General features: G+C 51.1%; 9 protein-coding genes and 1 other annotated feature. Of the genes, 7 read left to right on the forward strand and 2 right to left on the reverse strand.

The window, feature by feature from the left end:
• Nucleotides 1-5: 5 nt before the first annotated feature.
• From KNO91_RS05800 to KNO91_RS05815, 4 genes are all read left to right on the forward strand, one after another.
• Complete coding sequence (locus KNO91_RS05800) at nt 6-1,010, forward strand: ABC transporter permease (protein WP_214784237.1); 1,005 nt, start codon at nt 6-8, stop codon at nt 1,008-1,010.
• Entirely contained in the window at nt 1,007-2,065 is a 1,059-nt protein-coding gene (locus tag KNO91_RS05805) for an iron chelate uptake ABC transporter family permease subunit (protein WP_214816899.1), read from the forward strand. The genes KNO91_RS05800 and KNO91_RS05805 overlap by 4 nt, the downstream gene beginning before the upstream one ends.
• Complete coding sequence (locus KNO91_RS05810; protein ID WP_214816900.1) at nt 2,062-2,814, forward strand: iron ABC transporter ATP-binding protein; 753 nt, start codon at nt 2,062-2,064, stop codon at nt 2,812-2,814. Before KNO91_RS05805 ends, KNO91_RS05810 begins: the two co-directional genes overlap by 4 nt.
• Nucleotides 2,815-2,901: 87 nt before the next feature.
• Nucleotides 2,902-3,597, forward strand: a complete 696-nt coding sequence (locus tag KNO91_RS05815; protein ID WP_214816903.1) for a dihydropteridine reductase — start codon at nt 2,902-2,904, stop codon at nt 3,595-3,597.
• A gap of 3 nt (nt 3,598-3,600) precedes the next feature.
• Here KNO91_RS05815 and KNO91_RS05820 read toward each other — a convergent pair whose 3' ends face one another.
• Both KNO91_RS05820 and trpE read right to left on the reverse strand, forming a co-directional pair.
• Entirely contained in the window at nt 3,601-4,176 is a 576-nt protein-coding gene (locus tag KNO91_RS05820) for an anthranilate synthase component II (protein ID WP_214816907.1), read from the reverse strand.
• Nucleotides 4,173-5,504, reverse strand: coding sequence for an anthranilate synthase component I (gene trpE / locus KNO91_RS05825; protein ID WP_214816910.1), 1,332 nt, complete (start codon nt 5,502-5,504; stop codon nt 4,173-4,175). Before trpE ends, KNO91_RS05820 begins: the two co-directional genes overlap by 4 nt.
• A gap of 55 nt (nt 5,505-5,559) precedes the next feature.
• Nucleotides 5,560-5,791, reverse strand: a binding site (T-box leader).
• Nucleotides 5,792-5,909: 118 nt separating this feature from the next.
• On the opposite strand from trpE, the gene KNO91_RS05830 reads away from it, so the two are divergent.
• From KNO91_RS05830 to KNO91_RS05840, 3 genes are all read left to right on the forward strand, one after another.
• Complete coding sequence (locus KNO91_RS05830; protein ID WP_251126070.1) at nt 5,910-6,281, forward strand: nuclear transport factor 2 family protein; 372 nt, start codon at nt 5,910-5,912, stop codon at nt 6,279-6,281.
• A gap of 161 nt (nt 6,282-6,442) precedes the next feature.
• Nucleotides 6,443-9,172 carry a S8 family peptidase gene (locus KNO91_RS05835; protein WP_214816913.1) on the forward strand — a complete coding sequence of 910 codons (2,730 nt, stop codon included), beginning with the start codon at nt 6,443-6,445 and terminating at the stop codon, nt 9,170-9,172.
• A gap of 215 nt (nt 9,173-9,387) precedes the next feature.
• On the forward strand, nt 9,388-10,704 hold the full coding sequence (locus KNO91_RS05840) for an Ig-like domain-containing protein (protein ID WP_214816916.1): 1,317 nt from the start codon (nt 9,388-9,390) through the stop codon (nt 10,702-10,704).
• Nucleotides 10,705-10,992 lie beyond the last annotated feature (288 nt).

Consider the following 10,992-nt stretch of genomic DNA (forward strand, 5'->3'; position numbering starts at 1 on the left):
TCGTTATGCAAAAACCGTTGACAGCAAGGGTTGAGACGATGTCTCAGCCCTCCTTTTCTAAATTGTGGACGAAGTCGTTCGTTGTCACCGTCATCATCGTCCTCGGTTTGGCGGTGCTGTCGCTCTTCACAGGTGTATATGACTTATCACGGACAGACGGCTTCGATATGTTTTGGATCACCCGCGTTCCTCGTACGGTCGCGCTCATGCTGACGGGAGCGGCGATGGCGATGGCGGGACTCGTCATGCAGCTCATCACCCAAAACCGACTCGTCGAACCGACGACGACGGGGACTCTTGAATGGGCAGGGCTGGGCTTACTTACCGTATACTTGCTCGTTCCCGCACCGAGTCTCATGATGCGCATGACCGGGGCAATCGTCTTTTCGTTCATCGGAACGATGGTGTTCTTCTGGTTCTTACGTTCGGTCAAACTCCGCTCGTCACTCATCGTCCCGATTATCGGACTCATGCTAGGGGCGGTCATCTCCGCCATCTCGACGTTCCTCGGTCTGTTCTTCCGCGCAAGTCAGGCGATCGAAGGCTGGTTCGTCGGCTCATTCGCTTCGGTACAAATCGGACGTTATGAATATTTATGGGTCATCATCATCGTGACGGTGCTCATCTTTCTACTGGCGAACCGCTTGACGCTCGCCGGGCTCGGGGAAGACATCGCGACGAGTCTCGGTGTGAACTACAACCAATTGATGATGATTGCGACCGGGCTCATCGCCTTGTCGGTCGGCGTCGTGGCGACGGTCATCGGGAATTTACCGTTCCTCGGCCTCATCGTCCCGAACCTTGTCTCGATGTTTCGGGGGGATGACTTACGCAGCAATCTGCCATGGGTCTGTCTTGTCGGGATGGGCGCGATTCTCGTGAGTGACTTAATCTCACGGACGATCATCATGCCGTTCGAACTCCCCGTCTCGCTTATTCTTGGAACGGTCGGTGCGTTCGTCTTCATCATGATTTTATTGCGGCAACGTAAAAAGGGAGGGGTTCGATGAGTACGGTCATTGAACGAGATGGCGTTGAAATGAAAGTCGGCGCATTGACAGAAGAACGTCATGCTTCGGCGTTTCAATCAAAACGAGCGGCGCGGCGCTACTGGCTCTTTTTAAGTACGTTTATTCTCGGGGGACTCTTGTGCGCGCTCGGTCTTCTCCTTTACAACAATCCGGTCTCCATCGACTCGCCGTCATTCGTGCCGGTCGTCGAACGTCGAATCGTCGCCATCGTGACGATGTTGATTGCGGCACTGTGCCAAAGCCTTGCGACGGTCGCGTTTCATTCCGTGACGAACAATCGGATCATCACACCGTCGCTTCTCGGATTCGATGCGCTCTACTCGACAATCCAGACGAGCATGGTGTTCTTCTTCGGAGCGGGGGCGTTGATCGGATTCTCGGGAACTGGCGCCTTCTTGACACAAGTCGGGCTCATGGTGACGATGAGTCTTCTCTTATATGGGTGGCTCTTATCGGGGAAATACGCCAATCTTCAGCTCATGTTGCTCATTGGAATTATCATCGGGACGGGACTGAACTCGGTGTCGTCGTTCATGCGACGCATGCTCGCACCATCAGAGTTCGATATTCTGCAGGCACGACTGTTCGGATCGGTGACGAATGCAGACGTGGCCTATTTTCCGATCGTCATTCCGATTGTCATCATCGCCGGGACACTGTTGTTCCTGTTTTCGAACCGACTCAATATCGTTGCACTCGGTAAGGATGTCGCGACGACATTTGGAGTAAGCCATAGGAGAAGCGTCATCTATACGCTCGTCCTGATTTCACTCCTCATGTCGGTGTCGACGGCGCTCATCGGGCCGCTCACGTTCTTCGGATTTTTAGTCGCGACGCTCAGCTATCAGGTCGCGTCGACGTATGATCATAAATACGTCTTCCCGATGGCGTTCGCCCTAGGGTTCTTCGTCCTGACGAGCGCGTATTTCTTTATGTATCACATATTCCAGACGCCAAGTGTCGTCTCCGTCATCATCGAACTGTTCGGGGGGCTCATCTTCTTGGCCGTCATTCTAAGGAAGAGGTCGCTATGATTCAAATCGAACAAGTCAAAAAATCGTATACAGACGACGTCCACATCGGACCGCTCACGCTCGACATCCCGAAAGCCGGGTTCACTTCACTCATTGGACCGAACGGGGCAGGGAAGTCGACGACGCTCATGATGATTGGACGGTTGCTCAACTTAGACGAGGGACAGATTCAAGTTGCCGGGATGGATGTATCAAGCACGAAGTCGAAAGACTTGGCGAAAATCATCACGATCCTGCGTCAAGAGAACCACTTCGTGACAAGGCTCACGGTCCGGCAACTCGCCGGGTTCGGTCGATTCCCGTATTCAAAAGGGAGATTGACGAAAGAGGACGAGGCCATCATCTCGAAATATATCGACTTCCTCGATTTGACAGCGCTCGAGAATCGCTATCTCGACGAATTGTCAGGTGGGCAGCGTCAACGCGCCTATGTGGCGATGGTACTCTGTCAGGAGACGGAATACGTCCTCCTCGATGAGCCGCTCAATAACTTGGATATTGCCCGTTCGGTGCAGATGATGGAGTATTTGCGCCACGTCGCGGACGAGTTTGGTCGGACGATTGTCACGGTACTTCACGACATCAACTTCGCGGCGAAATACTCGGATCGAATTTGTGCGATGAAAAATGGACAGATTGCCGCATTCGGGACGGTCGAAGAGATCATGGACGCAAAGATTTTATCGGATATTTTTGAGACGAAACTCGAAATCATCGAAGGGCCGTATGGGCCGATTGCGGTGTACTGAGCCATTGGAATTGAGTCGCTGTACAACGGTGACTTTAAACCGCAGTACTATCAATACTTCGGTTACATAAAACTAAGGAGAATTCATATGAAAATTGATTGGACACCCATCACAAAAGTCGTAAACGAAGCACCCGATACATACACGTTCCATCTCGCGTTACCTCCTGAGTTCACGTGGCAAGAAGGGGCGCATACACATCTCGCGCTCGAAGGATTCAACGCCGAGGACAAGCCGAACCGAAGTCTTGTCCGCCATATGTCCATCTCGACATTGCCGCACGAAGGGGCAATCGGAATCACGACCCGCATCAAGTCCGAATGTTCGACGTTCAAATCCATCCTTCGCGACATGGTGCCGGGGGACAAGGTCGCCTTGTTCAAGACATACTCGAACGTCCCGCTCGAGCGGAGCGGGAAGAACGTCTATCTGTTATCTGCTGGGGTCGGTCTCGCGACATTCCGTCCGATCGTCCTCGACTATTTGGCGAACGGGGAAGGCGTCCCGCATCTCCATTCATTGAACGTCGATTCGTCGAAGGCGTATTTGTTCAGTGACGTCTTCGAATCGAAAGAGACCTTCACGTCCGAGTTCGTCCCGAGTCGGAAAGATTACTATGAACGAGTTGAAGCGTTGGCTGCCGATCAAGATGGATTATTCTATGTCGTTGGCAGTGACGAACTGTTGCGCGAGACGATTCATGTGCTGCGGACGAACGGAGTGGCGTGTGACAACATCAAAATCGATAAGCACGATTTTCAACGTGAAGACTTTTTAGGCTGACACTCAAACCGGGGACATGCGCCCCGGTTTTTTCGTGCACAGCTGGACGAATCGTTCAAAGATGCCACGTCCGTCCGGTGTCCCAATCGACTCGGGATGGAACTGGATGCCATACGTCGGATGGGTCGGATGTTCGAGTGCCATGATGACACCGTCTGTCGTCTCTGCCGTGACAATCAGTTCTGTCTCTTGTACAACGAGCGAGTGATAGCGCATGACATCCATCGACAAGCCTTCGAATAAGACACTCGGTGACGTATTGATGCGCGACACTTTCCCGTGCATGACCTCGTTCGCCCGACCGACGACACCGCCGAACGCCTCGGCGATGACTTGATGACCGAGACAGACCCCGAGAATCGGGACGTATCCGGACAATTGTCGAACGACCGCAAGGGAGACACCGGCATCTTTTGGACCACCGGGACCTGGAGAAAGGATGATCCCACTCGGGTTCATACGACGGATTTCTTCTATAGTATGTTCATCATTCCGAATGACGCAGACGTCACTGAATCGGGCGACGTCTTGATAGACGTTATACGTGAACGAATCATAGTTGTCGATGAGGAGAATCATGCGAACACCTCCAAAAGGGATTTGGCTTTATGCAACGTTTCTTCATACTCTGATACAGGATCCGAATCATAGACGATGCCCGCACCTGCTTGGACGTGCGCCGTGTCACCTTGGATGACCATCGTCCGGATGGCGAGCGCAAAGTCGAATCCGCCCCGGACGTCGAGATAACCGACCGCCCCGGCGTACACTTCGCGCTTCACCGTCTCGAGCTCGTCAATGAGTTGCATCGCCCGAATCTTCGGGGCACCCGAGACGGTACCGGCCGGAAGACAGGCGCGGAGCGCATCGATCGGTGTCACGTCTTCCCGCAGTTCACCTTCGACTTCTGAGACGAGATGCATCACATTTTTGAACCGTTCGAGCTCGATGTGTTTCGGGATCGTGACCGTGCCGACTTTGGCGACGCGACCGATGTCGTTCCGTCCGAGATCGAGAAGCATCCGGTGCTCGGCGAGTTCCTTCTCGTCCTGAAGAAGCGACTCCGCGTGACGCATATCTTCTTCGACCGTCTTTCCTCGTGGACGTGTGCCGGCGATGGGGTTCGTCGTCACGATGCCGTTCTCGACCCGGACGAGACTCTCGGGTGAGGCACCGAGGACGATCGCTTCCCCGAGGTCGATATAGAACAAGTACGGGCTCGGGTTTTGTTTTCGGAGCGTCCGGTAAAAGTGGAACGGGTCACCGGTAAACGTCGCATCGATGCGTTGCGACAAGACGAGTTGGAACACTTCACCTGCAAGAATCGCCTCTTTCGCCTGGAGGACACGGTCGATGAACTCATCTTTTGTCGTTAAAAGCTGTTCGCTCGTCCGGACGACCGGTTCGAGGGCGTGTGTCTCTGGTGTCTCGAGTTGTTCACGGATGGACTCGAGTCGCTCGGTCGCATCCGTCTCACTCGTATCGATCAAGACGACCTGTTCTTCGAGATGGTCGTATAAGACGACCGTCTCATAGCGCTGGAAGAGGGCGTCCGGTAAATCGCGTGTTTCGGTCGGCGTGTTCGGAATCGGTTCATATACTCGGAGTAAATCATATCCGATATAGCCGACGGCACCCCCGATGAACGGATACGGTGCAGTGAAGTCGTCACGCGTGATGCGTTCAGACAGGGCGTGGAGCGGATCGTCCGCATAGACGGTGCCGGTTGAATCTGTCACATTGTTTCCATCGACCCGAATTGTCTCGACCGGATTCGCTGCGATGATGGAGTAGCGGCCGTGCTTTCCTTCCGCCCGACTCTCGAGCAGGATTTTGCGTTCACCTTGCAGTCGGTGAAAGATTGCCACCGGTGTCAATTCGTCGCCATTGATGATCAGTTGTTGCATCGAAATCTCCTCCTTAAACTAAAAAAATCTCCCCGTCCCACATGCCCGATTGGACATGAAGGACGAGGAGATTCCCCGTGTTGCCACCTTCGTTGAAAGACGCCTTGTCTTCCCACTCATCGCGAACCATCATTCGCTGTCCCCGATAACGGGAGGACCCGTCAGAGCCTACATGTCGGTCTGAACGCTCAAAAGCCCATTCACGCAAGGCACGACACCGGTTCGCATCGACCACCGGCTTTCTGGAGACGTCCCTTCGCGCTACTCTTCTTTCTCATCGCGAGTTCGTATGAATGTTATCGTTACTTTAACGGGATGAAGCTTTCTTGTCAAGACTCAAAACGCGACAGACATTTGAAAATAGATAAATTATGCTATGATGGATGGTGAAAGGAAGGTGCACCGATGGAGACACTCAACATGAAACAACTTTCTGACGACCGCGCGACGAAACAAGTCGCGGGTGACCTCGACGCGATGCGTGATTTGATGCATGACTCGTTTCGGTATGTCGACTCGAGCGGACGTCAGTTTGATAAAGAGACGTTCCTCGACCAATACGTCGACCCGACTGCGATTCAATGGATTGCCCAAGAAACGGTGACGTTCGATGAAACCGTGACGACGGACCTCGCAATCGTGAAAGTCTTGCTTGAAGAACGGTTTATTCTAGGAACGAATGCATACGAAGGACGCTTTTGGGCGCTCCACTTGTATATAAAAGAAGGCGATGACTGGCTATGGCAAGGCGGTCAAGCGACGATGATCAACGAATAATATGGAGACACTTCTTGAAAAAAGAGGTGTCTTTTTTTGAGCAGATTTACTTGTCGAAACATTGTCGAAACATTTTTGTTACATTTTTGAAACATTAACCGATATATTCCGTAGAACGATTTGGAGCATATACTCCAAGATCAAATGAAAGAGGGGAAACTATGAAAACGAGATTCAAGCAGTTCGTGGCGATGATGACGATCCTCGTCCTCGTCCTATCATTCCTCCCGCCGGTGTCAGCCGACAAAGGGGAAGGCATGAAGGAGGCCACCTTACTCAATCCGGGAGAGGCGGTCGAGTTCACGACCGGAATCGAACCGGTCAACACGTATTGGTTCAAGATGGAGCGCGTCGCGTCAGCGATGACACATATGGAAGTCACGTTCGAATCTTCCAAACTCGCGAACATCAGCATCTATCCGAGCGCCGAGATGGCGGCAAAGGATGAAACGTTCGATCGCTATCGCGCGAGTGCGACGAAAGAAGAGGGAGAACAGACGGCCAAGATTCCGTTCCCATTCGCTTGGGAAGGTCCATACTACATCAAGGTCGAGTATATGCCGATGGACCTCGGTGACGGGATGATGGATATTCCGACAGAGGACATGCCAGTCGGTGAAGAACCGGCAGAAGGGGAAGAACCGACAGAAGGAGAACCAGGGGAAGGGGAAGAGCCACCAGCACCTGATCTCTCAATGTTCGCTTCAGACATCAAGCTCGTCGTCAATCCGGTTAAACTTCCGGTGAAATACGAAGAAGTCGGTGGTGACATGTGTGCCGTCGAATCAATCGTACAACCGGCACCGGAGCGTGATTCGATGCTCAAACTCATCCGTCGTGTGCAGTCAGAAGTACTCGGAAAATCACAAGAAGGTCGGGACTTATCGGCCCTCTATTACCGTGCTTCGCCTTACATCGTCAAAGCGATCACATTTGACGGAGAAAAACGAAAAGTGGCACTGACAGATTTGAAGACACTCCGTCCACTGTTGACGGCGCTTGTCGACAAAAAAGACTATACGCTGAAGACGCAAGATGCAGCGGCAATCAAACGTCTCCATGCACTTGTTGATGGAAGCGTTCCGACGGCGCTCCAAAGTGAGATTGGTGAAATCGCGACAGCGCTCGAAATGGACTCGCTCGCAGGAACACCCGTATCCGATCTCTTTGGGAAAATCGGCATGACGATTCAAACGGACGGTCAAGACGCACCACGTTATATCGTCAAATATAAATCGTCACCGAGTAAGTCCCTTGGCAAAATGAATGCGATGAATAACGTTTCGGCTGAGCGAATCGCAATCGGTTCGCCATCGGATTACTTTGCGCTCGTCGATGTAGAGGAAGCTTCTACGAAGATGCAGGCACAAGCGAAGTCGACGCTCGAATCAGATCGGAACGTGGAATACATCGAACCGGTCCAGACGTACAAATCGTTTGCTTCGGACGTGAGTCTCGATTACCAATGGGCCATCAATTCGAAGTCGATTCTCAAACCGTTTCAGGATGCGGGAATCGGTCTTGATCGCTATGAATCGTTACGATTACCGGGACGTGCCGTGAAAGTGGCCGTTCTCGATACAGGAGTCGACCATCGTCTGCTCGATTTACAAGGGAAGGTCGATATCGCCAACGCGAAGAACTTTGTCGACCCGAACGGTGAAGGCGACGCGATTGATGACCATGGGCACGGTACGCATGTCGCTGGTGTCATCGGTGCCAGTCGAGACAACGGTGTCTCGATGCGTGGGATTGTTCCGAACGTCTCAATCTTACCTGTGAAAGTTCTCGATGCGGGTGGTTATGGGGATACGGATCAAATCGCACTTGGAATCAAATATGCGGTCGACGCTGGGGCGAAAGTCATCAACATGAGCCTCGGTGGAAATGAGAGCCGTACACTCGGATATATGCTGAAGTATGCACATGACCGTGGTGTCATCATCGTGGCGGCGACTGGGAATGACGGACAGTCACGTGTGTCTTATCCGGCATCTTCGAAATACACGATTTCAGTCGGGGCAACGAACTCGTTCGGGATCGTCTCGGATTACTCGAACTATGGGATTGATGTCGATGTCGTCGCACCAGGTTCTAAAGTGGCGAGTCTTGTTCCAGACGGAAACGTCGTTTATATGGACGGGACGAGCATGGCGACACCACACGTCGCGGCTGCTGTCGCTCTCTTGAAATCACAGCATCCGAACATGACGGTCGAAGGGGCGCGTTCGATTCTTCGCCGTACGGCACAACCTCTCGCATTCTCGGGTGGCGACGCACCACGTGACCCACGAATGGAAGATGGGTTACAATATGTGCTCGATGAATTAGATCGTCCACTTCTTCCGTATTATGATGTCGTGAGCGGATACGGGAAAGTAGACGTCTATCGCGCCGAGTCGATGCTTCAACTCGCACCGAAACCGAATCGGATCTATGACAATGCGCCAGTTTTCTCGGCTAAAGTCAAATCTGGGACGCGCGTCACGCTCTATAACGGGACGAAGCGTATCGGTTCTGGCATTTCAAAAAATGGTGCAGTCACGATGTCGATCGCACCTCAACAAGAAGGGGCTGTACTGACGGCTCTCTACACAAATGGTAAATTCAGTACGAACGAGCGCCTCCTTGTCATGAAAGGACTCCGTCCGAAAACGGCACAAGTGAACGCCGTGCGTCCGAAGGCAAAACAAGTGACAGGTAAAGCTCAGGCTGGGATGACGGTCGTCATTCGCGACCAGAAGAAACAAGTCATCGGAAAGTCAAAAGTGACGTTGAATGGCACGTATGTCGTGAAGACACGAGTGTTGAAGAAGGGTGAACGCCTTATGGTTCATGTCGAGGACGTGACGAAGAAGGTCAGTCCGGTCACAACGATCACGGTTCGATAAGAATAGGAAATTACTGAAAAATCATATGCGATTCTTCAATATGTAATCGAGTATGCATACAGCGCGACACAATGGGATTCCTTTTAGATAAGGAGTCCTTTTGTGTTTTTAAAAAATATGATTAAAAATAGAAAATTATGTACCTATTTTTAAAATAATCCATTAAAATAAAGATGTTGTCTGAAGAAAACATTATTTAGGAGGAACATCTTTTCATGAAACAACCAAAGTACTTATCTTTATTCTTAGCGGGGACACTCGTTCTCGGCGGTTTCGCTCCAACATTCGTTTCAGCAGAGACGAATGAAACAGTCGTCGACACGATGGCACCTGAAGCACCAGTCGTAGAAACACCACTTCACACGTCGACTTCTTTAAAAATCACAGGAGAAGTCGGAACGAAAGCGGAGATTCTCGTCGCGAACAAAACATATGAGCGTGTCGTGCGTTCAACTGGAGAAGCAATCTTCACGATGTCACCGCAGCCTGTCGGTCGCGTGATCACAGTCCGTCTCGTCGATGCGAGCGGAAATGTAAGTGAAGAAACACGTGTCGTGGTCGCAGAAAATCCAGAGCAGCGTCCGGAAGCACCGGTCATCAACACGGTCGATAACTCGGCACGTGCGATCGTTGTTACAGGAACACCTGGAGTGGGCGTAACGGTGACAGTCGGAGGAAGCACGTTCAACGGATCATTTGATGCGAACGGTCAATACCGTCGCGTGATTGCGCTTCAAAAAGTAGGAACGCCTTTATCAGCACAAGCGAAAGCGAAGAGTGGGGCACTCAGTGAACTCGTTCAAACAACGGTCGTTGCTGACAAAGTGGCACCTGCAAAAGCTCGTTTGACACAAGCCGTGACGACAACATCGAACGGAATCGCAGGAACAGCGGAACCGCTCGCGACAGTTGTCGTAACGATTGACGGAAAAGCATACTCAGCACCGGTCATGTCGACTGGGAAGTTCGTTCTTCCGATTCCAAAACAACCACTCGGTAAGAAGATGACTCTCGCGGTACGTGATGGTGCTGGTAACTACAGCGCTTCTGAAACGTTGACGGTTCAACACGCACTCTTCAACAACTTCTATCGTGTGACGGAAGAAGAGTTCCGTGCAGTCTTCCATAAAGAAGTATTCACATGGGACGGATCGACACGTTACAACGAGACATTTGCACCGTTCTTCATTGACCGCCCGTCGAAATCGAATATGTTGTTCTTATTGAGCAACTACACAGAAGACGGAGATGTGGTTGGATTCAACAAACTTCGCATCCGTGTAGGGAATGCGACGTACACAGAAGCAATCGATGAATGGGATGTCGATTACTATGAGTACGAAGACGGCTCGGTAGAAGAATCGTACTGGTTTATCCCGAGCGCGAAGATGATTGCTTTCATCAAACAGCATGTTCGTCCAGAGAATCGAATTGTCATCACGATTGAAGGATACGACTATGATGTGGAGTGGGCGTTGATCGCGGGCGAGAAGCGTGCCTTCATCCAGTCGCTTCAATACGTAGGGTATTAATTAAGAAGAAATATGTTATTAGCCGTAGGTGAGTCATTCACCTGCGGCTTTTTTGTATAGGTCTAATGGAGGAGTAATGACGAGAAGGGATTCCCTCGAAATGGTTTTAAAAGTTTGGTCAATGTAAAATTTAGGATTAAATAAAGTCAAAAAATGCTCAAATCAAAAAATAGACATGGAAATTATACATAAATCCATATTATTCATTTAAATATACAAATAATGTATATAAATGAATTTATGAATGATAAACGGCTTGAATTCGCCCTTTTTCGACGCATTTCGACA

It is taken from the genome of Exiguobacterium sp. s59, from assembly GCF_018617475.1.
Lineage (GTDB): Bacteria > Bacillota > Bacilli > Exiguobacteriales > Exiguobacteriaceae > Exiguobacterium > Exiguobacterium aestuarii.